The sequence below is a fragment of the Lysobacter sp. yr284 genome, from assembly GCF_900107375.1.
In the GTDB taxonomy this organism is placed as follows: Bacteria; Pseudomonadota; Gammaproteobacteria; order Xanthomonadales; family Xanthomonadaceae; genus Lysobacter.
The window spans coordinates 221,926-245,658 of the sequence record NZ_FNPT01000002.1; the positions used below are offsets into that span (position 1 = coordinate 221,926).

The 23,733-nt window shown below is 70.9% G+C and carries 18 protein-coding genes; 9 read left to right on the plus strand and 9 right to left on the minus strand.

Translation table 11 applies throughout. The features are described 5' to 3' along the window. Positions 1-6: 6 nt before the first annotated feature. From BLV01_RS06050 to BLV01_RS06060, 3 genes are read left to right on the plus strand one after another with little or no spacing between them, the layout of a single operon-like run. Positions 7-762 carry a PP2C family serine/threonine-protein phosphatase gene (locus tag BLV01_RS06050; protein WP_091795325.1) on the plus strand — a complete coding sequence of 252 codons (756 nt, stop codon included), beginning with the start codon at positions 7-9 and terminating at the stop codon, positions 760-762. A gap of 11 nt (positions 763-773) precedes the next feature. Then, on the plus strand, positions 774-2,276 hold the full coding sequence (locus BLV01_RS06055) for a hypothetical protein (protein ID WP_091795328.1): 1,503 nt from the start codon (positions 774-776) through the stop codon (positions 2,274-2,276). Continuing rightward, positions 2,273-2,617, plus strand: a complete 345-nt coding sequence (locus BLV01_RS06060) for a hypothetical protein (RefSeq protein ID WP_091795331.1) — start codon at positions 2,273-2,275, stop codon at positions 2,615-2,617. The genes BLV01_RS06055 and BLV01_RS06060 overlap by 4 nt, the downstream gene beginning before the upstream one ends. Positions 2,618-3,089: 472 nt before the next feature. Here the strand turns inward: BLV01_RS06060 and BLV01_RS06065 are convergent, their stop codons facing one another. Next, positions 3,090-4,520: a hypothetical protein gene (locus BLV01_RS06065; RefSeq protein ID WP_091795335.1), complete on the minus strand. Its 1,431-nt coding sequence runs from the start codon at positions 4,518-4,520 to the stop codon at positions 3,090-3,092. Between the two features lie 501 nt (positions 4,521-5,021). On the opposite strand from BLV01_RS06065, the gene BLV01_RS06070 reads away from it, so the two are divergent. Beyond that, positions 5,022-5,414 carry a hypothetical protein gene (locus tag BLV01_RS06070; protein WP_091795338.1) on the plus strand — a complete coding sequence of 131 codons (393 nt, stop codon included), beginning with the start codon at positions 5,022-5,024 and terminating at the stop codon, positions 5,412-5,414. Positions 5,415-5,485: 71 nt separating this feature from the next. Further along, the gene (locus BLV01_RS06075) at positions 5,486-5,869 is read left to right on the plus strand and encodes a ribonuclease domain-containing protein (RefSeq protein ID WP_091795341.1); all 384 of its coding nucleotides are present in this window, start codon (positions 5,486-5,488) and stop codon (positions 5,867-5,869) included. Between the two features lie 108 nt (positions 5,870-5,977). Here BLV01_RS06075 and BLV01_RS06080 read toward each other — a convergent pair whose 3' ends face one another. From BLV01_RS06080 to BLV01_RS06090, 3 genes are all read right to left on the minus strand, one after another. Continuing rightward, positions 5,978-6,496, minus strand: a complete 519-nt coding sequence (locus tag BLV01_RS06080) for a hypothetical protein (RefSeq protein ID WP_254782527.1) — start codon at positions 6,494-6,496, stop codon at positions 5,978-5,980. A 17-nt stretch (positions 6,497-6,513) separates the two neighbouring features. Further along, positions 6,514-9,837, minus strand: a complete 3,324-nt coding sequence (locus BLV01_RS06085) for an nSTAND1 domain-containing NTPase (protein WP_091795344.1) — start codon at positions 9,835-9,837, stop codon at positions 6,514-6,516. Between the two features lie 1,039 nt (positions 9,838-10,876). Continuing rightward, positions 10,877-11,776 (minus strand): DMT family transporter, encoded by a 900-nt coding sequence (locus BLV01_RS06090; RefSeq protein WP_091795347.1) that lies wholly within the window; start codon positions 11,774-11,776, stop codon positions 10,877-10,879. A 107-nt stretch (positions 11,777-11,883) separates the two neighbouring features. Between BLV01_RS06090 and BLV01_RS06095 the strand changes: the two genes are divergently transcribed. Next, the gene (locus tag BLV01_RS06095; protein ID WP_091795350.1) at positions 11,884-12,666 is read left to right on the plus strand and encodes a helix-turn-helix domain-containing protein; all 783 of its coding nucleotides are present in this window, start codon (positions 11,884-11,886) and stop codon (positions 12,664-12,666) included. Positions 12,667-13,708: 1,042 nt separating this feature from the next. On the opposite strand, the gene BLV01_RS06100 is transcribed toward BLV01_RS06095, so the two are convergent. Further along, positions 13,709-15,190, minus strand: a complete 1,482-nt coding sequence (locus BLV01_RS06100) for an amidohydrolase family protein (RefSeq protein ID WP_091795353.1) — start codon at positions 15,188-15,190, stop codon at positions 13,709-13,711. Between the two features lie 171 nt (positions 15,191-15,361). Here BLV01_RS06100 and BLV01_RS06105 point away from each other — a divergent pair, with 171 nt between their 5' ends. Both BLV01_RS06105 and BLV01_RS06110 read left to right on the plus strand, forming a co-directional pair. Next, positions 15,362-17,584, plus strand: coding sequence for an AAA family ATPase (locus BLV01_RS06105; protein ID WP_139178531.1), 2,223 nt, complete (start codon positions 15,362-15,364; stop codon positions 17,582-17,584). Then, the gene (locus tag BLV01_RS06110; RefSeq protein WP_091795361.1) at positions 17,581-18,555 is read left to right on the plus strand and encodes an HNH endonuclease family protein; all 975 of its coding nucleotides are present in this window, start codon (positions 17,581-17,583) and stop codon (positions 18,553-18,555) included. Before BLV01_RS06105 ends, BLV01_RS06110 begins: the two co-directional genes overlap by 4 nt. 87 nt (positions 18,556-18,642) lie before the next feature. Here BLV01_RS06110 and BLV01_RS06115 read toward each other — a convergent pair whose 3' ends face one another. After that, on the minus strand, positions 18,643-20,673 hold the full coding sequence (locus BLV01_RS06115; RefSeq protein WP_091795364.1) for a M2 family metallopeptidase: 2,031 nt from the start codon (positions 20,671-20,673) through the stop codon (positions 18,643-18,645). 515 nt (positions 20,674-21,188) lie between these two features. Here BLV01_RS06115 and BLV01_RS06120 point away from each other — a divergent pair. Then, positions 21,189-21,572, plus strand: a complete 384-nt coding sequence (locus BLV01_RS06120) for a hypothetical protein (RefSeq protein ID WP_091795366.1) — start codon at positions 21,189-21,191, stop codon at positions 21,570-21,572. A 352-nt stretch (positions 21,573-21,924) separates the two neighbouring features. Here BLV01_RS06120 and BLV01_RS06125 read toward each other — a convergent pair whose 3' ends face one another. The 3 genes from BLV01_RS06125 to minD all read right to left on the minus strand — a co-directional run bounded on the left by BLV01_RS06125 (position 21,925) and on the right by minD (position 23,710). Beyond that, positions 21,925-22,398: a hypothetical protein gene (locus BLV01_RS06125; RefSeq protein WP_091795369.1), complete on the minus strand. Its 474-nt coding sequence runs from the start codon at positions 22,396-22,398 to the stop codon at positions 21,925-21,927. A 231-nt stretch (positions 22,399-22,629) separates the two neighbouring features. Beyond that, positions 22,630-22,896 (minus strand): cell division topological specificity factor MinE, encoded by a 267-nt coding sequence (gene minE / locus BLV01_RS06130; RefSeq protein ID WP_057946887.1) that lies wholly within the window; start codon positions 22,894-22,896, stop codon positions 22,630-22,632. Positions 22,897-22,900: 4 nt separating this feature from the next. Then, entirely contained in the window at positions 22,901-23,710 is an 810-nt protein-coding gene (gene minD / locus BLV01_RS06135) for a septum site-determining protein MinD (RefSeq protein WP_091795372.1), read from the minus strand. Between the last annotated feature and the right edge of the window lie 23 nt (positions 23,711-23,733).

The following is a 23,733-nucleotide window of genomic DNA, read 5'->3' on the forward strand; positions in this document are numbered from 1 at the left end:
GCGCGCATGGGCTGGCGGATCTATGCCGCATCGGCGGTCGGCACCTCGCACCTGGACAAGGGCATTCCCTGCCAGGACGCGTGCGCGTTCCACGTCGAGGGCGAATTGTTGGCCGCGGTGGTCTGCGACGGCGCCGGCTCGGCCGCGCGCAGCGACATCGGCGCGCGGCTGATCGCCGACGCGCTGGCGCGCGCGCTGGGCGAGCGGCTGGCGCGACAACCCGAACTGCTGGCGGGGCCGCGCGAGCGCTTCGCCGAGGCCGCGATCGAGGCCGTCGCGCAGGCGCGCGCGGCGCTGGTCGAGCGCGCCGACGCCGACGGCCGCGCGCTCGGCGACTACGCCGCGACCGTGGTCGGCTACGCCGGCGACGCGCAGCGCGGCTGGTTCCTGCACATCGGCGACGGCATCGGCGTGGCCGAGGCCGCCGACGCCGCGGCGCCGGTGGTGTCGCTGCCGGCCAACGGCGAGTACGCCAACGAGACCTGGTTCGTCACCGGCGAAGGCTGGCGCGAGCAGTTGCGCCTGCTCGAAGTGCCGGCGCCGACCGCGCGCCTGGCGTTGATGTCCGACGGCGCGATGCCGTTCGCGATGGCGCGCGGCAACGCCGCGCTGTATGCGCCGTTCATCGATCCGGTGTCGCGCTACCTGGCCTCGGTGGACGAGGACACCGGCAGCCGCGCGCTGCACGGCACCCTGGCCGATCCGCGCACGCACGGCATCACTTCCGACGACAAGACCCTGCTGATCGCGCTGCGGGGCTGAGAACGCCGGCGATGAGCAGCCTCACCACCGGCAGTCCCATCCTCATCGGCTCGCGCGCCACGCGCCTGGGGCCGCTGATCAAGAGCGGCGGCGCCGGCAGCGTCTACCTGCTCGGCGACGATCCGCGCAGCGTGGCCAAGATCTACCACGCGCGGGTCGATCCGCCGAGCTACACCGACCGCATCGAGGCGATGCTGCAGCTGCGGCCGAAGCTGCCCGACCAGTACGAGGACGGCAAGCGCTACGTGCAGATCGCCTGGCCCGACGCGACCGTGCGCGATGCGCAGGGCCGCTTCGTCGGCTTCGCCATGCCGGCGCTGGACGTGGATGCCACCTCCGAGCTGGAGCAGATCCTGCAGGAGCGCCAGGCGCGCGCGGCCGGGCTGCCGGTCGGGCTCGGCCACAAGGTCACCCTGGCGGCGAACCTGGCCTCGGTGCTGGCGGCGCTGCACGCGCAGCATCACTACGTGGTCGACCTCAAGCCGGTCAACCTGCGTTTCTACCGCGCCTCGCTGTACATCGCGCTGCTGGATTGCGACGGTTTCAGCATCCAGGGCCGCGGCCGCCGCTTCCACGCGCCGCAGTACACGCCCGATTACCTGGCGCCGGAATACCAGGTGCGCCCGCTCGACGAGGCCGGCGAGGAAACCCAGGACCGCTTCGCCCTGGCGGTGGTGATCTTCCAGTTGCTCAACTTCGGCATCCATCCCTACAGCGGCCGGCCCGCCTACGACCGGGTGCCGACCGACGTGCCCGGACGCATCCGCGAGCGCTGCTACGCCTATTCCCAGCGCGGCAACCCGATGATGGCGCCGAACCCGGTCAGCGGCCATGCGCTGATGCCGCGCGAGCTGCGCGACCTGTTCGACCGCGCCTTCGGCGAGGATCCTTCGCAGCGGCCGAGTTCGTCGCAGTGGAGCGAATGCCTGCGCGCCTACGCCCAGCCTTCGCGCGGGCTGATCGTGATCTGCGCCAACAACCGCGAGCACCAGCACTACCCCGGCCAGCCCTGCGCGGCCTGCGTGCGCCACGACCTGCTCAACGCCACCGCGCGCACCGCCGCGACGCGGCCGCGGCCGGGGCCGCACGCGCACGCGCCGCGGCCGCAGCCGCAGGCGCGCAGCTGGTGGCGCACCGCGCGTCCGGCCGCGCCGGCGCAAGCGGCGACGACCGCGGCGCCGCGGCTGCGGGTGGCGCGGCCGCAACCGCCGATGCAATGGAATCCCTACTACGCGCCGCCGGCCGGCCCGCCGGGCGCGCCGGCGCCGTCGCGCAGCGGTTGGCGCGCGCGCCTGGCCGGACGCCTGCGCGCGCTGGCCGCGCTGGTCGCGCCGCTGGCGTTCGGCTATGGCGCCAGCCACGTGCAGCGCTTCTACGAGTCGCTGCGCACGGCCACGCGCACGCCGCTGGACGGCTGGATGAACCTGATCCTGCTGACCTTCCTCGGCGCCGGCTTCGTCGCGCTGTGCTACGTGTTCGTGATCGCGATCCCGCGCCGGCTGGTGCGCGCATGAGCTGGCGCCGGCCCAACTACCGCTGGCACATGCGCGCGCCGACCCGCTTCCCGCTGGTCAAGTCGCTGGTGCTGGCGTTCTTCACCGTGCTGGTGCTGGCGCCGGCCACCGCCTGGGTGATGTCGCTGCCGATGTGGGCGATGGACACGCTGGGCTATCTGCTGGCCTCGTCGGTGCCGCCGCGCACGCGCTGGTTCGGCGCGGCGATGGTGCTGGCGGGGGTGCCGTCGCTGGCCGCGGTGGGCTGGCGGGCGTGGCGCGACCGCGACCTCGATGCCGGCGTGATGGCCGGGATCGCCGCGGCGATCTGGCTGGTGCTGACGACGATGATCCTGCGCTGACGGCGCCGGCCGAAACGCGCCGGCGCCGCGTCGGGGCGCGACGATCGAACCGAAGCACCGGGCCTGAAAGCCCTCCCACAACCGCTGGGGAGGTCCGGTCAGCGGCGGCGCGCGTAGCGCGCACGTCCTTGTGGGAGGGCCTTCAGGCCCGGTGCTTGCTGCGGATTCGGCGTGTTCGTTCGCGTTGCACACCTGGCCCTGCTGCGGCGCCAACGTCGCGCCGCTGTTCGCCTCGCTCATCCCCTGCATCGTGCAAGCTCCGGCCGGTGCGCGTCGGCCCCCTGACTGACGCGCACCGGCCGGATCGCCGGGACCGGCTCCTGCAAGCCGGTCCCCCATCGGCCCGGGGCGCGCCGCCCGTTGCAGGCGGAGGCGCCGGATGCGTTGCCTGGACCGCCCTGGGGTGGCGGTCGAAGCGGGCCGATGCTTGCTCCTTGCGGCCGGTCGCGACCGGCCGCGCTGTAGTTCGCCGTCAGCCTCCCGCGTTGGGCAGTTCGGCCACGGTCGCGCCGACGATGCTCGGCTTGCGCGAGGTGGTGGCGCCGGAAAACGTCTGCGTCGCCGGGTCCGCGCTCCAGCCGGCGGCGAGGCTGCCGCCTTCGGCCTCGAACACGAACGGCCCGATCCGCAGCCCGGTCGCGGCCTTGAACGGGTCGGCGAAGCGGCGGAAGGTCGAGGTGCTGGTGCGGATCGCGAACGAGGGCCGGTAGCCCACGCACACCCCGTTCTTCATCAAGCCGAAGAAGCCGCGCTCGCCGAACACCGGCTGGCCGCGGGTTTCCACGGTGTCGCCGCCGAAGGCGCTGTAGCCGGGCATGAACGGCCCGTCGATCATCGAGCGGGCGAACTCGCCGTCGAACCACTCGCCCGGACGGATGGCGATGGTGTCCACCGCCTGGAAGTCCAGCGACAGCTCCAGCTTGTTGTCGAATTCGAATTCGTCGATGCGCTCCCAGCGGCCGTTGATGCGCACCTGCCAGAACAACTGGCGGATGCGGCCGCGGCGGCCGGCCCAGGTCTGGGCGAAGTCGTAGGGCGCCTCGCGGTTGCTGAAGCCCAGGGTGACCCCGGCCGGGCCGCGGCCGGATTCGACCTGCGCGACCCATTCGTCGCAACTGCGCGCCAGCCGCCAGTCCGGGACCTTGGGCATGCGGATCAGGTTGAGGTCGGACAGGCGCACGTGGAAGCGCTCGTCGCCGCAGCGGCGCTGGGCCTGGCCGAGCCCGGGCGACTGGCACTGCGCGGCCAGCGCGGCGTAGTGGGCCTGGGCCCGGTTCATCCCGGCCTGGGCGGCGACGATGCGCGCCTGATGGCCGCGCCCGCGCTCGCTGCCGAGCCACTGGGTGAAGCTGGGCTGGTTGTCCTCGACCTGGGCGGCGTAGGCCGAGGCGGCCGAGGCGCTGGCCAGGGTGTACTGGTTGGTGGCGGTGGTCAGCGCGTCGTCGGCGTCGTTGAGGTGCTGGCGCAGGCTGCGGTAGTCGGTCTGCGCCAGCGCGGTGTTGAGGAACTGCTGGTAGGCCTGGTGCACGGTGTCGCCGCTGGAGACGTAGGCGCCGATCGCGCTCCACTGCGGCGCGGTGGCGCAGAAGTCGTACTGGGCGGCGTGGACGAAGCCGGCCTGCGGGCACGGCCAGTCCCAGGGCACGCTGGGATAGATCAGCTGGAAGTCGTCCGGCGACAGGCCCATCGAATCGACCAGGGCGCGGTACAGCAGGCCCCAGGGTTTGTCGTCGAAGTCGGCGTTGGCGGCCAGGCCGGCGTCGAGCCGGGCGAGTTCCAGCAGGCGCCGGTCCTGGGCGCCGTGGCGGAACTGCGACAACGGGCCGGTCTCCTCGTCCTGCGCCTCCAGCGCCGGCGGCGACGCTTCGCCGACGTGGGAGTAAGGGGGCTCGAATTCGGACATGGTGCGCTCCTGCCTGGCCTTGCGCGCCGCGGGCCGCGGGCCCGGTAGGGCGTCGAGGCGGCGGATCGCGGCGTGCGGCGATCCGTTGCCGCGCAGGCTGCGCGCCGGCCGGCAGGCGCGCCTTACGGCAACCTTACGGAGCGCGAAGCGCTTTTATTTCAATGGCTTGCGAATGCGTCGGCAGCGCCTTCGCGCGGCGGCCGGCAGCCCGCAGGCGGCCGCCGCGCGGCCCGCGGCCCAGGCTCACGGCTGCTTACCGCGCGCTCACCGCCGCCCTACCGGGCCTCACCGGCATCTGCGACCGGGGTCGCGAAGGGGCGCGACCGTAAGGTTGCCGGAAGGTGCCGGCGCGGCCGCGCGGCCAAGGTGGGGTCGCGGCCGTTGCCGCAGCTTCGCGCCGGCCGCCCCGCCTGGACGGGTCGGATCCGTCGGTCCGATCCGCGGGCCGGGCCGGCGCAGGCCCACCGTCTTGCGCACCTTTACTCCCGGAGAGAGAAACCCATGAACGCCACCCTCGTGAAGTGGTCGCTGACCGCCGCCCTCGCGCTCGCCGCCGTCCCGGCCCTGGCGGCCGAGCCGCTGCCGGCCTGCAAGGACCTGCCCAAGAACGTGCAGACCATGATCCGCGACTTCGACGTCTGCGCCCGCACCGCCGACCCGGCCAAGGCCTGCCTCAAGTCCAAGCTCAACGCCCGCGTCTACGACAACGCCCAGGGCCTGCTGCCGCCGCTGGGCGGGATCGGCGCGCAGTACTGGCGCGCCTCGCCGGCGCTGCTGGGTTCGCCGCAGGGCCTGGTCTACAACCTCGCCGTCGGCGCCAAGGGCAAGCCGATCAGCAAGCGCTACTACACCGGCGACAACTTCAAGGCGTTCTGCGAGATCGCCGCCAAGTGACCCCCGCGCGGGCGGCGGCGCAGGCGCGCCGCCGTACCGCCGCGGTCCCACCTTGTTCGAGGAGAACCGCCATGAACTACGTCGATCGCGCCGCGTTCGCGCTGGGCCTGTGCCTGCTCGCCGGCAGCGCCGCCGCGGCCGCGCCGAAGGCCTGCACCAGCCTGCCGCCGGACATCAAGGAAGCCATGCGCACCATGTCGTTCTGCATCACCGCCACCGACCCGGTGGCCGAATGCGGGCGCAACGGCATGGACGTGCAGGTCTTTTCCAACAACGAGGGCAAGCTGCCCAACGCCGGCCGCGGCCAGGTGTACTGGGAAGGCAAGATCCGCCAGGACACCGGCGCCGCCGGCCAGCGCCGGCTGGTGTACCTGGTCAACGACGGGACCAAGAAGGTGGTCGCGGCGCGCTACTACACGCCGGACCACTACGCGAATTTCTGCACGATCAACTGACGCCGGCGCCGGCGCGAGCGGCGGGCCGCGGCGCACGGCGCGGCGGCGCGGGCTGCCGTCGCGGCGGGCGGCGCGCGCGCCGCCCGCCCCAAGGCGCGGACGCGGGGCTTACTTGCCCTTGCCCTTGTTCTTGTTCGGGGTGATCTGCGGGTCGTTGCCGACCTGCGGATCGCAGGAGATCAGTTCCACGTCGTTGTAGTTGCTCTGGCGGTCGCGCACCAGCACGGTGAAGAAGATCAGCGTGGACACCGAGTTCTTGTTGAACAAGAAGACCTTGCGCACGTCCTTGTTGCCTTCCTTGTCGTACTCGAACTCCGGCTCGCCGATCTGCTTGAAGGCGTCGGAGGTCAGCACGTTGACGATCTCGAAACGCTCCTGGACCTGCGCCTGGAACGCGTACTCGATCCAGACCGGGCCGCCCTGGAAGGTCACCACGTCCGGGGCGAAGCTGTAGAAGTAGTGGCCCCGCCCGGCGTTGCCGCCGAAGCCGACGTGGGCCACGGTCAGCTCGATGCGGTGGGTCGGGTACTTGCTGTCGGGCTTGTGCGCCTTGTGCTTGCGCGCGTACTTGTCGGCGATCGCCGGCGCCGCCGGCTTGGCGGACTTGGCGGAGTCTTTCTTGGCCATGATGGGGTTTCCTGTGGTCATGGTGGCTGCGGAGCGGTTTCGTAGAGGGCCACGAAACCGGGATTGCGGTAGCCGGCGCGCTGCAGCCAGGCGATCTGGCGCGCCGCGTCGGCGCGCTCGCCCAGGTGCACCTGGCAGCGCGACCAGGCGTCCAGGACGATGCGGTCGCGGGTGTCGGCGACGGCGTCGGCGAGCAGGCCCTCGACCTGGCGGAAGTCCGCGCGCGCGCGCGCAGCCTCGCCGGCGGCGGCATAGCGCTCGCCGCGCCAGGCCAGCGCGCGGGCGAGGCTGGACAGGTTGGGGATGTCGGCCGGCGCGTTGCGCTGCAGCGCCTGCAGATCGGCGATGGCGGCGTCGGCGGCGCCGATGCCGGCGCGCGGATCGGCCTGGACCAGGCGCAGGCGCACCGTCGCATCGAGCAGGCGCCACTCCGGCGGCGGATCGGTCTCGCGCATGATCGGCGCCAGCGTGCGCTGCGCCGCGCGCAGCCGCTCCAGCGCGCGCTCGCGCGCGCCGGCCATCGAGGCGACCCAGCCGGCATGGGCGTAGGCGTGGCCGAGGTTGCGCCGCCACACCTTGTTGTCGGGTTGTTGCTCGACCAGCGAAGCGAGCATGCGCACGGCCTCGGCGCTCTCGCGTTCGGCCTGCTCCGCTTCGCCGCGGTCCAGCGCCAGCACCGAACTGCGCAGCAGCGAGGTGGCCAGCTTGCGCCGCCATTCGTCGGCGTCGGGCTCGCTGTCGACCAGTTCGCGCAGCATCTGCGTCTGCGCCGCGTAGCCCTGCGCGGCCTCAGCCAGCAGGCCGCGCGCGTCCTGCGCACTGCTCAGCCACGACAGGCTGTCGACCAGTTCGAAGCGCAGCGACTTGTCGTCGGGCTTGTCGGCCAGCAACTGGCGCTTGATCGCCACCGAGCGCGCGAACAGTTCGCCGGCCTCGTCGCTGCGCTGGCCGCTGAAGGCCAGGGTGCCGAGGTTGTTGAGCGCGTAGGACAGCTCCAGCCGCCAGCGCGGATCGGCCGGGGCGCGCTTGACCAGTTGCTCGGACGCATGCAGGTAGGCTTGCCAGTGGCTGCGCGCGCCGTCGAACTTCTTCTGCTGGTAGTCGTGATAGCCCAGCCAATAGGCGGTGGTGCCGGACTCGGCCAGCGCGTCCAGCGACTGCGGCGCGCCGGCGACCGCGAGCGCGGAGGCCTCCTGCGCGCGCTCGAACGCGGCGCGCGCCTCGGCGAAGCGGGCCTGGTTCATCAGCACCTCGCCGACCGTGCGCAACGCGCGCGCGTGGCTGACCAGTTCGCGCGGCTGCATGTCGGCCTCGGGCATGCGCTCCAGGTAGGACAGCGCCTGGCTGCCGACGCTGTCGAGCAGCTTGAGGTTGCCGATCGGGCGCAACTGCTCGGCCAGGTCGCCGAGCATGAAGGCGACCAGGCGCTGGGCCTGGTCGCGGCGCTGCTCGGCCTCGCGCCGCGCCTGCCAGGCCTGCAGGCCCAGGCCGATCGCGACCACGGCGAGCAGGCACAAGGTCCCGATCGCGCCGACGCGCAACCATTGCTTGCGCCGCTGCTGGCGTTCGCAGGCGCGCAGGAACTGCAGGTCGTCGGCGTCCAGGTCGGCGGGCAGGCGGCGCGCGGCCTCGCGCGCTTCGGCCAGCGGCCGGCCGGGATTGAGCAGGTGGTCGGTGCGCCGGCCCTCGGCGGCCCAGCGCTTTGCCGCGCGCTGCAAGCGTTCGCGCGCCTGCAGCAGTTGCCGGTTCTCGCGCGTCCACTCGCGCGCGCGCGGCCACTGCCGCAGCAGCGCTTCGTGGGCGACGCCGAAGCCGGGTTCGCCGCCGCTGAGCTCGCCGACGAACAGGCGCGCGCGCACGAAGGCCTCGGCCAGCTCGCGCGCGGCCGCGTCCTCCAGGCTCGACCACGGCACCCGCCGGCCGGTGACCGCGTCGCTGTCGGGGCGGATCACGATCAGCGCCGCCAGCACCCGCTCCAGCGCCGCCTGCGCCGGCGCCGGCAGTTCGGCGAAGGCCTGCTCGGCGCGGTGCGCCAGCGCGCCCTCCAGGCCGCCGAGTTCGCGGTAGGTCGACAGCCGCAGCACGCCGCCGTCGCCCTGGCGCTCGTACAGCGCCTGCAGGGTGTGCTGCAGCAGCGGCAGCGAATCGGGATGCTCGGCGGCGGCGTCGCGCAGCAGGTCGTCCAGGCGCAGCGAGCTGTCGGGGTCTTCCTCGAAACTCAGCCCGGCCAGCGCGGCCGGCGCGCGGATGATCTGGCCGATCTCGCCGATGCGCGGGGTCAGCAGGTCGATGTGGCCGTCGCCGGCCTTGAGTTCGGCCAGGCCCGGCACTTTCTCCACCAGCGCCGGATAGAAATCGCTGCGGGTGATCGCGATCGCCGCGACCCGCGCGCTCGCGCACAGCGCGTCGAGCGCGGCGCCGAAGTCGCGGCGGTCGGCATCGTCGATGCCCGGCGCGGCGACCGCGGCCTCGGCGTGGTCGACCACCAGCAACAGGTGGGCGCGCTCGGCCAGCGCCGCGGTGCGGCGGGCGAAGGCGTCGTCGATGCGCGCGCGCACCGCGTCGGGCGCGCTGCGCAGTTGTCGCTCCAGCCACGCCGCCTCGCCGTCGAGGAACACCGGGCGGCCGTCCAGCGACCACGCGCACAGCGCCTGCGCCAGCCGCGCCAGCAGGTCGCCGCCGCGGCAGGCGCCGAGGTCGAAATAAGCGCTGGCCAGCGCATGCAGGCCGTCGAAGCCGCCGTCCTGGCGCAACAGCGGCAGCACCCCGGCGCGCAGCAGCGAGGTCTTGCCGCAGCCGCTGGCGCCGGAGACCAGGACGAAGCGGCGCTGGTTGTCGATCTGCTCGCGCAGCGTCGCCAGCAGCTCGGCGGTGGCGCGGCTGCGGCCGAAGAACACCCCGGCGTGGCCCTGGTCGAACGAGCGCAGGCCGACGTAGGGACTGCCCTGGGTCCACGCCGCCGCGCGCGGCAGGCCGCTGCGGTAGTCGTCGGGAAAAGCCACCGGCGCGATCAGCCGATAGCCGCGCTTGCGGATGGTCTCGATGAACTCCGGCTCGCGGCTGCTGTCGCCCAGGCGCCGGCGCAACTGGGCGATGGTCTTGTGGACCGGGTTGTCGCCGTAGAAGGTGCCGCGCCAGATCTCGATCAACAGCTGCTCGGCGCTGACCACCTCGCCGGCGCGCTCGGCCAGCGCGATCAGCACCTCCATCATGCGCGGTTCCAGCGCGGTGGACTGGCCGTCGCGGACGATGGTCAGGCGCTCGGGCTGCACCAGCAGCGCGCCGATGCGGAACTGCGAGACGCTGGCCAGGTTCTTGATCCGATCGATGCGTTGGGGCATCGCAGCGTGCGCTCGCGTGTCGTGCTTCAGGTCGTCGGGGCCGGTGCCGCGCGAAGCCTCAAGCGCGCCCCGGTTCCGCGGGCGCAGCCGGAGCCGGCGCGGCGGGCGAGGGGCCGCCGTGGACGCTGCGCCCCTTCGCAGCGTCGAGCGGAATGTGTTGCTGTGCGCAAACTAACAAACCTTGTCGCCTGCGTCTGTATCGAAAACGCAACTTCGGTGCGTCCGCGGCGCGTTCGCCGCGCGCCTGTGCAGTATCCGGCGCTTGCGTGCGCCCGGTGTCCGGTTGCGGTCGCAGTTTGCGTAACGCGCGCGCGAGCAAGCCGGCCGCCATCGCGGCGGCAGGGGCCTGAAGCGTGCGAGGCGGCGCGATGGGCCGGTGCCGCAGCCAGCGGACCGCGCGAGCGAGGCCGCAGGCACCGAAGGAAGCCAGCGCAGACGAAACGCCGCAGATAAAAAAAGCCGGCCGGGGGCCACCCCCCGCGGCCGGCACAGGCTTGCGGCCGAGGGGGATCAGCCGCAGCAATCGCGCATCGGCATGTGTCCCGGCGGCGTGCGCCGGGGACGTTCGGCGAAAGCGGCATGGCCCGCGAGGTCGTCGGATCGACCGCGCGATCGCAAGGAACAGGACGCAGCGCCGGCAAGCGCGGCGCGGGCAGCGCGGCGTCGCTGCGCGAACGTCAGCGCCGCCGGTGAGGGACGGCAGGGGCGGACGACGATGTGGGTCGGGCAGTCGGGTGGCGACGACATGGCTGCGACCGTAGCAGCGCGCGCCGGCGGCAAACTTGACGCGGCTCACAGCGCTGAGCCCGCGCGTTCGCCGGCGTATGGCCGCGCTCCGCATCGCCGCAATACTGTTGCATCGCGGCGTGCGCGCAGGCCGACTTTCGTCGCATTCGCGGCTTCGCGGCTTCGCGGTCGCGGCTCGCGTCGCTGCTACGAAGGCTGTGTCGCGGCGTCGCCGACTGCAGGAACGGCGCGAGCCGCGACTGCGCCGGCCGGACTGCGTCGCACGCCGGAAACCGGGTCGCTGGTTCTCAACTCAACCCGCGCACTCCTGCGTGCGCAGCGCCGGCGCCGGCTTCTGCCGCAGCAACTGCGCCAGCGCTACGCCGAGCAGGGTCAGCCCGCCGCCGATCCAGTGGTACGCGCGCAGCGGTTCGCCGAGCAGGCACACCGCCAGCAGCGCGGTGAACACCGGGGTCAGGTTCATCAGCACCGCGGTCTTGTCGGTGCCCAGCCGCAGCAGCCCGTGCATCCAGAACCACGGCGCCAGGGTCGAGGCGAGGATGCCGGCGTACAGCACCAGCGGCAGGTTGTGCGCGGTCAGCGCCACCGACGGCGCCAGCGCGAAGCCCGGCAGCAACAGCACCGAGCCGCACAGCACCTGCAGGTACAGCGACTCGCCGTTGGGGATCGGCAGCGCCCAGCGCTTGACCAGCACCCCGTACAGCGCATACGAGAACGCGGCCAGCAGCATCATCAGTTCGCCGCGGCCCAGGCCCTGCTGCAGCAACTGCGCCGGATGGCCGCCGCTGAGCAGCCAGGTCAGGCCGGCGAACGACACCGCCGCGCCGATCAACATGCCCGGCGACGGCCGGGTCTTGAGCAGGACCATGCCGATCAGCATCGTCATCGGCGGGATCGCCGCCACCACCAGGCCCATGGTCATCGCGCTGACGCTGTGCGCGGCGAAGTAGGCCAGCGACTGGTACAGCACCATGCCCAGCGCGGCCAGCACCAGCAGCTTGCGCCAGTACGGCCGCACCTGCGCGCGCAGCGCCCACACCCGCGGCAGCATCACCGGGGTCAACACCAGCAGCGCGACCAGCCAGCGGTAGAACGAGATCGCCGCCGGCTCGATCGCGCCGGCCGAGAGCTTGCTGACGATCGTGTTTCCGGCCCAGATCAGGGTGGCCAGGATCGGCAGTAACAGGTGCATCGCAACATCCTTCCGTACAACGGCACAACGTGGGGGCAGGCTATTCTAGAATGTCGGCTAGACGGCATATGCCGATAACCCGACACGCCGTAGCGAGGCCCGGACAAATGCGCCGCAGCCGCCAGTTCCATTACCCCTACCGTTCATTGCCGGGCCCGCTGCTGCTGCGCTACGAGGCGCTGGCGGTGGACACCGAGAGCGCGCTGCACCGGCATCCCTGGGGCCAGCTGGCGTTCGTGGAGTCCGGCAGCATGGCCTTCGTGGTCGAGGGCGAGCCCTTGTTCGCGCCGCCGGGCTACGCCGCCTGGATCCCGGCCGGCATGGACCACACCTCGCACAACCGGCGCGAAGCGAAATGCCGCCTGATCAACATCGCCGAGCGCTACACCCCGGCGCTGCCGGCCGCGCCCGGCATCGTCCGCCTGCACCCGTTGTTCCTGGCCGGGGTCGAGGACCTGTGCGACCGCGGCATCGAGATCCCCGACACCCCCGCCGACCGGCGCCTGGCGCGGGTGTTGATCGACAAGCTGCTGGCCACGCCGATGCTGCAGCGCTTCGTGCCGCACAGCGACGACCGCCTGCTCGGGCCGATCCTGGACGCCTTGCAGCATGCGCCGGGCGACAACACCACGCTGGAGCAATGGGCGCAGCGCGTGCACACCACCGAACGCACCCTGAGCCGGCGCTGCCGCGACGAACTGGGCATGTCGTTCAGCCAATGGCGGCAGCGGCTGCGTTTCCAGCAATCGATCCCGTTGCTGGAGCAGGGGCGCAGCGTGCAGCAGGTGGCGACGCAGATGGGTTACGCCAGCGCCTCGGCGTTCATCGCGATGTTCCAGCAGTTCAGCGGAACGACGCCGCAGAAGTTCCGGCAGGGCAAGCAGGGGTAGGTGCAAGCGTAAGCGGGGGCGCAGTCGCAGCGGGATTGCCGGTACGCGTTCTCAGCTACGGCCTTCCGCGCGCTGTTGTCGTTCCGGGCCGGTGGAAGTCGCCCGAAGCGAACGTGCGTCGTGGGGCGATTCGAAGTGGATTGTTCCCGCGAATCGTCATTCCGGCGATAGCCGGAAGCCGCAGGATATTGCCGTTGCCGTTGCCGTTGCCGTTGTTGCCGTTGGCTTGGACGCAACCCCACGCGAAGGACACGTTCCGCAGCCCCGGAGGGCGTGCGCATGGATGCGCACGCGCGCCATGGGGCAGGATGCCCCTTATGGCGCGGCCCCGCGCCTGGTGCTGGACCTAGTGGCTCTTGATTCGAAACAGTAATGCCTTTTCTTTGGTTACTTTCTTTGTGGCTTTGGACAAAGAAAGTGACCCGGCCGCTTGCGGACGGAAGCTTTGGATCATCGCTTGTCGTCACTCGCTGCTGCGATAAAGGCCGACCCCACCGCGGCACGCCCCCTGTAGGAGCGGCGCAAGCCGCGACCGCGCCACCACAGCGATTGCGAAAGTTTCGTCGTAGTTGCGTTGTCGCGGTCGCGGCTCGCGCCGCTCCTACAGACGGATACGCAACTCTGCTTCCGTCGTTGACGAGTGACGACAAGCGACAATCAACAGCTTTCGTCCGCAAGCGGCCGAGTTACTTTCTTTTGGCAGCGCGCCAAAAGAAAGTAACCAAAGAAAAACGCTTGTCTAAAGTCACCAGCCACCAAGTCCAGCACCGGGCGCCGGGATGCGCCGTAAGGGGCATCCTGCCCCTACGGCGCACGCGCGCATCCATGCGCGCGCCCTCCGGGTCTGCGGAACATGGGCCTCGGGCGGGGCCACGTCAGGGCGAACGGCAAGAGCAACAGCAAGGCAACGGCAAGGCAAGGCAACGGCAAAGCAACGGCAAAGCAAAAAAATGGATTCAAGCTCCCGCCGGACCGACGCGCGAAAGCGGCGTGCGGGATCGACGGGCCGCAGCATGCCGCCCGCCAAACCCGCACGCGAACCTCAGCGTTGCCCGCCCGTGCGCGGCGGCTGCGCCGCCGAAGCCGCCTGCGCCGCGCGCTGCTCGGCGACCTCCTCGCGCACCGCCGCCAACATCGCATCCAGCGCCGCGCGGTCGTGCACCTTGCCGCGCAGCACGAAGGTGTCGATCCGCCGCGTGGCGGCGATGTCGCGCAGCGGGTCGGCGTCGAGCAGGACGATGTCGGCGGCCTTGCCCGCCGCGAGCGAGCCGTGGCGCCGGTCCTGGCCGAGGAAACGCGCGCCGTTGATCGTCGCCGCCTGCAAGGTCTGCAACGGGGTCAGGCCGCTGTCGACGAAGCGCTGCATCTCGTCGTGCAGGCCGACGCCGGGATAGTTGAAGGAATTGAGGAAGCCCGCGTCGGTGCCGGCCAGGATGTTGACCCCGGCCTGCTGCAGCAGCGGCAGGATCGAGGCGTTGCGTTCATAACGCTCGTGTCGGCGCGCGATCGCCGCGGCGTCGTCCTTGGCCGCGCGCTCCACCCGCCAGGCGTACGTCGCCTGCAGGCCCGGGCCGATGTACTGCAGGTAGTCGTCGTGGGCGTGGTCGTCGCGATCGAGGTAGGTAGTGACGAAGCTGCCGTTGAGGGTCGGCGTCACCGCGGTGCCGCGCTGGGCCAGGCGGCGATACGCGGCCAGCGCGGTCTTGCGGTCGAACGTGGCCTGGATGCGGTTCCAGCCTTCGCGGCTGTCGATCTCGCCGCGGCGCACCATCGCGCTGATCTGCGCTTCCTGCGACGAGCCGGCCTTGTACGCGTACTCGATATGCTCGATCGAACTCAGGCCGGCGCGGCTGACCTCGTCGACCGGCAGCGCGAACGGCAGGTGCGCCGACACCCGCAGCCCGCGCGCGTGCGCCTGGCTCAGCGCGTCCATGAACAATTCCGGCGACAAGGTGTTGTCGGTGATCTTGACGAAGTCGACCTTCCAGCCCTGCAGCTGGTCCAGCGCCTTGGAAATCTCTTCGTGGCTGCCGACTTCGATGTCGCCGGGCCAGATCGACTTGTAGCCTTCCAGCTTCGGGCCGGACGTGAACACCGTCGGGCCGTCCAGGCGCCCGGCGGCGATCGCGTCGCGCCATTGGAACACGCTCGGGCTGAGGTCGCCGGCGGCGTCGCGCACCGCGGCGATGCCGTGGGCGACGTACAGCGGCAGCAGGTTCTTGTTCTCCTCGATCAGCTTGTCGCCGCCGCCGAAGTGCACGTGCATGTCCCACAAGCCGGGGATCGCGTACTTGCCGGCGGCGTCGATGCTGCGCTGCGCCTGGTAGCGCGCGGCGCGGGCGTCGGGCTCGACCGCGACGATGCGGTCGCCGCGCACCGCGATCAGGCGGTCGGCGCGCAGCTTGCCGGCGACTACGTCGACGACGTTGGCGTGGCGGATCAGCAGGTCCACCGGCTCGGCGGCGACGGCGGCGAAGGGACTCAGCGCCAACAGCGCGACATACGGACGGAACGGGGCGGGCATGCGCAAACTCCTGGAAAGGCCGGCGGCGAAGGCCGCCGACGGCATTGTGCCCCAGCGCCGCGGCGCTATCGCCAAGGCGGTCGTATTCCGCCACAGCCGGTCACGTCCATAATGGCGGCCCGCGCGGCCGGAACGCCGCGCCAGCGTCGCAGCGCCCATGGGAGGGGCCGGATGAGGAAGGTCAAACGCATTGCTGCGCCGCACTCGCTGCGGCGGCCGGAACTGCTGCATTGGGCGAGCGAGATGACCGCCTTCTACGCCAGGCCCGCGGACGTGCGCGCAGGCTTGCGGCCGCCGTTCGAACGCTACAACCGCCTGTTCCTGGACGAGGAGGTGATGCAGCGGCTGCGCGACCAGTTCGCCGGCAAGTGCGCCTACTGCGAGGCGCGGGTGGAACCGGACCAGGGCCTGATCGAGAACTTCCGCCCGGTCATGTCCGCCCTGGACCCGCGCAGCGGCCAGGAAAGCGCCGATCACTACGCGTGGCTGGCCTACGAATGGCGCAACCTGATGCTGGCCTGCCGCGAGTGCGCCGCGTACAAGCGCAACGCCTTCCCGCTGGCGTCGCCGCGGGCGCGGGCGATGACCGCGTACCGCGAGACCGTGGCGATCGAACGCCCGCTGCTGATCGATCCCTGCCGCGACGACCCTTCGCGCCACCTGAGTTTCCTGCCCGACGGCTATCTGCTGGCGCGCGACGATCGCGGCTACGCCAGCATCGAGATACTGGCGCTCAATCGCGAACGGTTGGCGCGCCAGCGCAAGGACGCGATCGAGTTCGCCCTGGTCACCCTGGAGAACAAGATCGTCGGGCGCTATTCGACATCCGCCGGGTTCATGGAACAACTCGACACCCTGGCGCATTCCGGCGCGATGCGCGCGGCGATCGATTGGGTGTTCGCCGAGGCGTTGGCGCGGGCCGGCGCGGCGTTTCCCGGCAAGCTGCGCAGCGACCGCGGCCTGGCGGCGCTCGACGGCCGCGGCCAGGACTGGATCGACGCGGCTGCGGCCTATCGCGATTTCCAAGCGCGCGTGCTGGCGCAGGCGCGCGAGTCCACGGTCTGGCGTACGCGCGTGCATCCGCCGGCGGCATACATCGAATCGGTGCGGATTCGCGACTTCAAGGCCATCGACGACCTGAAACTCGACTTCGCCACGCGCAGCAGCCAGTCCGGGGCGACTTCCGGCGCGATGCTGCTGGGCGAGAACGCCGCCGGCAAGAGTACGGTGCTGCAGGCCTTGGCGCTTGCGCTCATGGATGGCCCCCAACGCCGCGCCGCGCGCGCCGACGGCGCCGAATTCCTGCCGCGCGAACGACGCTCCTGGGATCCGTCGCCGCAGCCGCCGCGGGTCGAGGTCCGCCTTTCCAACGGCGAGACCCGACGCCTGGGCGTGGACTCGATGGGCCGGTTCGTCGCGGACTTCGCCGACGACACCGACGCTTCTACCGACAGCGGAGTGCGCGCCAGCGCCGGCGCCGCGCCGATGCTGCTGGCCTACGGCGCACGCCGCTTCTTCCGCGCCCACGGCAAGGGCGCCGCCGGAGCCGTCGCCCGCAGCCTGTTCGACCCGTTCGCGGCGCTGCAGGACCCGGGCGCCTGGCTGCGCGATCCGGACAACCCGCACTTCGATCCGGTCGCGCGCGCGCTGCGCGAGATCTTCGCCCTGCACGGCGACGACCGCGTGTTCCGCGCCGAAGACGGCCACGTGCTGGTGCAGGCCCACGGCAGGGTCACCCCGGTGGAGCGGATGAGCGACGGCTACCGGGCGCTGTTCGCGATGGCGGTGGACATCATGCGGCGCATGGTCGAAACCTGGGGCAACCTGGAGTTCGCCCAGGGCGTGGTCCTGGTCGACGAGATCGACGTGCACCTGCATCCGCGCTGGAAGATCGAAGTGATCGCGGCGCTGCGCCGGGCCATGCCGAAGGTGCAGTTCATCGTCAGCGCGCACGATGCGCTGTGCCTGCGCGGCATGCGCGACGGCGAGGTGCATGTGCTGTACCGCGACGAGGACGACCGCATCCGCGCGCGCGCGAACCTGCCCAACATCGAGCTGATGCGCACCGACCAGCTGCTCACCTCGGATTATTTCGGCCTGCCCAGCACCGCGCGGCCGCAGACCGAGGCCGCGTTGAACCGCTATGCCTACCTGCTCGGGGTGCCGGAACCGACGCCTGCGCAGGCGCGCGAGCGCGAGCGGCTGGCGTTGGATCTGGAGGCGCTGCCGCGCGGCGACACGCCGGCCGAACAACTGATCGGCGAGGCGACCGAGCGCTACATCCGCACCCGGCGCAGCGCATCGCCGCCGCAGCGCGGCCGGCTGCGCGAGCAGGCGCTGGAGGAGATTGTGCGTCGGTTGGAACAGCGCCTGGGCAAGGAGATCGGCAAATGAGGCCGGTCAAGCGCGGCGACGTCGCCGCGCCGCGCTCGCTCACCCAGGCCGACGGCCCCGGCAAGTCGGAGGCGAAGCTGGCGCGCGCGCATTACCGCAGCGGCGCCGCGGGCAGCTTCCCGGGGTTCGGCGCCTACAAGGGCGACGACGTCGCCGAGGCCATGGCCAAGCTGTTCCACGGCAAGTGCGCGTACTGCGAAACCTTCCACAGCGCCGGCGCGCCGACCGACGTCGAGCATTACCGGCCCAAGGCCGGCGTCAGCGAAGATGCCAGGCATCGCGGCTACTGGTGGCTGGCCGCGGACTGGGACAACCTGCTGCCGAGCTGCATCCTGTGCAACCGCCGCAACGGCCTGCGCATCGCCAGCGCCGGCATGAGCCGCGCGCAGCTGGCGGCGACGGCGGAAACCACGGTGGGCAAGGGCAACCAGTTCCCGATCCGCGGCCGTCGCGCGCGCGGACCGCGCAGCGATCACAAAGCCGAGGACGCGTTGCTGATCGATCCGGCGCGCAGCGACCCGGCCCGGCACCTGTGCTGGCCGGAGGCCGGGCTGTCGCTGGTCGCGCCACGTTTCCACGGCCGCGCCGCCGATCCCTACGGCACCACCACCATCGAAGTGCTCGGGCTCAACCGCCAGCATCTGGTGGAAGCGCGCACCGACCATCTGACGATGGTGCAGGCTCGCCTGGCCGGGGTCGAGGCGCGCCTGGACGACGTGGCCTATCTGCCGCCCGACCGGGCGTTGGCCGCGTTGGCCCAGGTGGAGGCCGCGCTCGACGACATTCAGGCGCTGGCGCAGCCGCAACGGCCGTATTCGGCGATGGTCGGCGCGTATCTGCAGGAGCGCCTGAAGACGCTGCTGGCGCGCAACCGCGCGCTGCTGGCGCAGGTGCGGCAGCAGCGCGAACGGCGCGACGCGAACAAACGCGCGGGCAAACGCAGCGCGAACAAACCCGGCGCGGCGCGATAGCGCGCGGCGGCCGCGCGCGGCGCGAAGGCCGCAGAAAAGAAAAATCGGCCGAAGCCGGTTTTTCTCTCCTGCGGACGCGGCCTGCGCTCAGCCCTTGGCGGGCTTGGCCGGCGCCTCGACCTTCGCCGCCGGCTTGGCCGGCGACGTCGGCGCGGGCGCGCCCGCCGCCGACGCCTGCCAGCCGCAGCTCCTGCCTTCGTTTTGCTGCTTGAGCCAGGTCTGCAGCGGCGCGAAGTATTCCAGCACCGCCGAGGCGTCCATCTTCTCGCCGCCGGTCAGTTCCTTCATCGTCTGCTGCCACGGCTGGCTCGCGCCCTTGCTCAGCATCGCCTCGAACTTGGCGCCGGCGGCCTTGTTGCCGTAGAAGCTGCACTCGTACAGCGGGCCCTTGTAGCCGGCCGCGTCGCACAGCGACTTGTAGAACTGGAACTGCAGGATGTGCGAGAGGAAGTAGCGCGTGTACGGGGTGTTGCCCGGCACGTGGTACTTGGCGCCCGGGTCGAAGAAGTCCTCGCCGCGCGCCTCCACAGGCGCCACGCCCTGGTAGCGCGCCTTCAGCTCCCACCACGCCTTGTTGTACTGGTCGGGCTTGATCGAGCCGTCGAACACGCCCCAGCGCCAGCGGTCGATCATCAGGCCGAACGGCAGGAACGAGACCTTGGCCAGGGCCATGCGCATCTGCGCGTTGATCAGCGCTTCCTGGCTCTGCTGCGGGTTGGCGACCATGCCGATCGAGGACAGGTACTTCGGCGTCATCGCCAGCACGATGGTGTCGCCGATGGCCTCGTGGAAGCCGTCGTGCGCGCCGGTCTGGAACAGCGGCGGCTGCTTGTTGTAGGCCAGGTAGTAATAGACGTGGCCGAGCTCGTGGTAGATCGTGGTGAAGTCTTCTTCGTTCGGCTTGATGCACATCTTGGTGCGCACGTCGCCGGACATGTTCATGTCCCAGGCGCTGGCGTGGCAGACCACGTCGCGGTCGCGCGGCTTCACGAACTGGGTCTTGGCCCAGTAGCTGTCGGGCAGCTTGGGCATGCCCAGCGAGACGTAGAAGTCCTGCGCGCGCTCGGTCATGCGCTTGGCGTTGGCGAGCTGCGCGTCGACCTCCAGCTGCGCCTGCCCGGCCGCGTCGCGTTCGCCGCCGGCCTTGGCCTGCTGCGCGTCGAGGACCTGCTGGTACTGGCGCGCCAGCGCGGCGTTAATGTCCAGGCTGCCGGCCTGCTGCTCGCTGTACGGCGCCAGCACGTCCCACAGGTTGCCCCAGTCCTGCTGCCACATGTTGCCGAGCAGGTGCGCGGGCAGCAGGCCGCCGGCGACCTGGCCCTTGTCGTTGCCGTACTTGGCTTCCAGGCGCGAGCGGGTGTAGCAGTGCAGCTGCTCGTACAGCGGCTTGACCTGGCCCCACAGGCGGTCGGTCTCGGCCGACAGTTCGGCCGGGCTCATGTCGTAGCCCGAGCGCCACAGCTCGCCGGTGTCGGCGTAGCCGAGGTTGCGCGCGCCTTCGTTGACCAGTTCGACGAAGCGCGTGTAGTCCTTGCGCATCGGCTTGGAGATGGTGTGCCAGCCCTTCCAGGCGTCGAGCTGGGCGTCGTAGTCGCGGCTGTTGCGCAGCACGTCTTCCAGGTCGCCGAGCTGGCGGCAATCGGTCTCGCCGGGGCCGCTGCAGTAGCTGCCGGCGCCGTACATGCCTTCCATGCGGGTGGCGATCTGGGTCAGCTCGGCGAGCCGGGCCGGATCCTTCGGCGCCGGCATCGCGGTGCCGATCTTGAGCAACTGGATCGCGCGCGCGGTGGCCGGCGACATCGGCTGGCCTTCGAACTTCCTGGACTGCTCGATCCAGCTGTTGAGCTGGCCGAGGTAGCGCTCGTTGGCCTTGGCCGACAGCAGCTGGCTGTCGTCGTTGATGTAGGTCGAGGACAGCCACTGCGCGGCGGTCATCTCCGGGTACATCTTCTTGTACTCGTCGTTGACCCGGGCGATGAACTGATCCGCGGTCTCGCCGGCCGGCGCGGCCGCCGGCGCCGCGGCGCTCGGGACGGAGGCGGGTTCCTTCTTGCAGCCGGCCAGGCCGATCACGGCCGCAGCGACGCCGAGCGCCAACAAGGCGCGGACAGGTTTCATGTGTGCTCTCTCCGGAAATAGTGCTGCGCTTGGCGCGCGAACCGGAAGGCTAGAGGGCGGGTCGGCGAGGCGCAAGCCGCAGTGCGATGCGGACGCGTCGAGGCCGGCCGTGCGGCCGCTGTTGCAGAGAGTTTGCGCAAATCCGGCACAGTCGAGGCTGTGAAAACGGTTACCTGAAGCGTGCGGAGCGGCCGGTCTTGGCCGATTCGGGCCGTTGCCCCACGACGAACTGCGGACAAGTTCGCGGAAATTTGTAAATTTAAAGTTATGTGTAATCGTTTAGATTGTTAAATATTCGGTATTAACGCGGCCTCCACGCAACACTCGCGACCTGGGCCGCGCTTTCGTTCAGTCAAGGAAACGGCGCGTGAGCGGGGTGGTCGGGCGCCTGTCACGAAAACAGATTTGATTTGTGACGCGAAAACGGAAAAAGTGACGTGCAAGGGCAGCCGCTCGTCGGCGGCCCGGCCAGGGTGGGGATCCTGGCATCGAGCATCGGCTGCATTGGATAAGGAATGAAACAGACCTTGGGCTCTTCCGCGCACAGCAAGTTGCACACGGCGACGCTGACGGCACTGCCGTTGCGCGGGGCCGATGGCGGGGTCCGGCTGTTCAGCGCGGACCTGAGCTGGGCCCAGGCGCCGCAGGCCCCGGTCCGCAGCCGCCTGCCTTACGCACGCCGCGCCATCCGCATCGCACTGTTCGCCTTGCTGGCGCTGGCGGCGGTGGGGGTGGTGGTGATCAACGGGCCGGCCGACGCCGGCCCCAACCGCAGCGCCGCCCGCGCCTTGCCCGATCCGGTCAGCGAGGCGGAGGTCGAGGTCGACCGCGCCGTGGCGCTGCCGGCGGCGCCGATGGCGGTCTCGCGCGAGCGGCACGAGCGGCTGGCCGCGCACTGAGCGCGCCGCCCGGGAACTCGGGGAGAGTGGCGCCTTGGATGGCGCTTCAGGGGAAGGGAAGCACCGTGGTACGCAAGACGGGGCCGGCGTTATGGGGATAACCCGCTCCGCAAGGTTGGAATGGCGTCGGCGCCAGGGAGGGCGTCGGTGGCCGCTCGGCGAAGATCCGCGCTAACCGCGTGGCCCGCTTTTGCGGGACGGTCTGCTGTCGTGGGAGGGGCTTCAGCCCCGACGCTGTCCTGCCCGATCGTCTTGCGGTGGGGGCTGCCCCGCGACCTGAGCGAAGAGCATCGGGGCTGAAGCCCCTCCCACAAAAGCTAAAGCGCAGCCGCTTGGCTGCGAGCGCCGCCGCCTAAGCCGCCAGCGTGCGCTGCGGCAGCTCGACCAGGCCGCGCTCGGCCAACCATTGCCACGAGGTCTGCGCGTCCTGCTCGACGTAGGCCTTGGCCGAGCCCAGGCGGAAGGTGTAGCCCCAGGCGTCCATGTCGGCGTACATGCGTTCGCGCCCGACGCCGGGCAGGGCGTCGGCCAGCACGGTCTGCAGCACCAGCACCGCGTCCTCTTCCTCGACCGAGTCGGTGGCGTCGGTATGCACCGCCGCGCGCCGCTGCGGCGGCAGCACGATCAGGTGGCAGGCCTCGTGCAGCATCGAATGCACCGGGGTGTCCGCGCGCGCATAGACGGTGCTGGCGATGATGCCGGCCTCGCTGTCGCCCCAGTAGCTGCCGGGAATCGCGTCGCCGTCGGCCACATGCACCAGCGCCAGCCCGTAGCGGGCGAGCAGGGCGGAGGCGTCGTCGAAGGCGATGTCGGCGAGGGTGAGCATGGCGGAGTCGGCGGAGTCGGCGTTGCGGATCGGTGCGCAGGATGCGCGGCGGCCGCGATCCTGCGAAGAAGCTCGGTGCCAGGCGCCGGCGGAAACCAACCCCCCGGCCGAAGCCATTCGATGGCGAGCCGCGCCTGCAGCGACGACCGCCCGGCCGCCGCCGATGCGCGGCGATGCGGATCGCGCAGCGGCGTAGCCGAAGCGGCCGGAATCCCGGCCGCTGCCCGGCGTTTACGCCGGCGTCGAGCCCGGCGCGTCCGGCAAGGCCACCGAGATGTCGAGCACGTCGTGCTGGCCTTCCTTGACCACGTCGACCTTGACCGCCTCGACGTCGACGTTGACGTACTTGCGGATCACTTCCAACAGTTCGCGCTGCAGCATCGGCAGGTAATCCGGGCCGCCGCGGCCGGCGCGTTCGTGCGCGACGATGATCCGCAGGCGGTCCTTGGCGACCGCGGCGGTTTGCTTCTTGGCCAGCAGGAAGTCGAACAGACCCATGAGTTCAGCCTCCGAAAATCTTGCTGAAGAAGCCCTTCTTTTCCACTTGGGTGAAGCGCATCGGACGGGTGTCGCCGAGCAGGCGGGCGACGGCGTCGTCGTAGGCCTGGGCGGCATCGGATTCGGTTTCCAGGATCACCGGCTCGCCCTTGTTGGAGGCGTTGAGCACGTCGCCGGACTCCGGGATCACGCCGACGGTCTTGAGGCCGAGGATTTCCTCGACGTCGCCGATGCTGAGCATCTCGCCGGTTTCCACCCGCTTGGGGCTGTAGCGGGTCAGCAGCAGGTGTTCTTTGACGCGCTCGCCGTTCTCGGCGCGGCGGGTCTTGGACGAGAGCAGGCCCAGGATGCGGTCGGAGTCGCGCACCGAGGACACTTCCGGGTTCACCACCACCACCGCCTGGTCGGCGAAGTACATCGCCAGGAACGCGCCCTTCTCGATGCCGGCCGGCGAATCGCAGACGATGTAGTCGAAGCCTTCGGCGGTGAGGTCCTCGAGCACCTTCTGCACGCCTTCCTTGGTCAGCGCGTCCTTGTCGCGGGTCTGCGACGCGGCCAGGATGAACAAGGTGTCGAAGCGCTTGTCCTTGATCAGGGCTTGCTTGAGCGAGGCTTCGCCGTTGACGACGTTGACGAAGTCGTACACCACGCGGCGCTCGCAGCCCATGATGAGGTCGAGGTTGCGCAGACCGACGTCGAAGTCGATGACCGCGACTTTGTGGCCGCGTCGGGCGAGACCGCAGGACAGGCTGGCGCTGGTCGTGGTCTTGCCGACGCCGCCCTTGCCCGAAGTGACAACAATAATCTCGGTCAAAATTCGTTCCTCCGTTCGTGCGG